The sequence below is a fragment of the Scandinavium hiltneri genome (assembly GCF_024764835.1).
Classification (GTDB): Bacteria; Pseudomonadota; Gammaproteobacteria; order Enterobacterales; family Enterobacteriaceae; genus Scandinavium; species Scandinavium hiltneri.
Map to the genome: position 1 here is coordinate 1 of NZ_JALIGE010000015.1, position 392 is coordinate 392.

A 392-nucleotide genomic window follows, 5' to 3' on the forward strand; every position below is an offset into this window, starting at 1 on the left:
CGCATCGACAAGCCGCTGTTCCCGCCGAGCCTGTTCAAGGCGCGGACCTTCGCCGTCGGCATCCTCGGCAACCTGTTCGCCCGCCTGGGCAGCGGCGCCCTGCCCTTCCTCACCCCGCTGCTGCTGCAGGTGGGACTGGGCTACCCGCCTTCCACCGCGGGCATGACCATGATCCCGCTGGCGCTGTTCGCGATGGTCGCCAAGCCGATGGCCAAGCCACTGCTGGACTTCTTCGGCTATCGCAAGCTGCTGGTCGGCAACACCCTGATCCTCGGCTGCCTGATCGCCGGCTTCGGCCTGGTCGACCAGGACACCCCCTACGTCTGGCTGCTGCTGCACCTGAGCCTGCTCGGCGCGGTGAACTCCCTGCAATTCACGGCGATGAACACCCT

At 67.3% G+C, this 392-nt stretch carries 1 protein-coding gene; it reads left to right on the top strand.

The genetic code is table 11. The features are described from left to right. Nucleotides 1-392 (top strand): MFS transporter (locus tag MUU47_RS00060; RefSeq protein ID WP_258986096.1); only part of this gene is annotated, 392 nt, incomplete at both ends.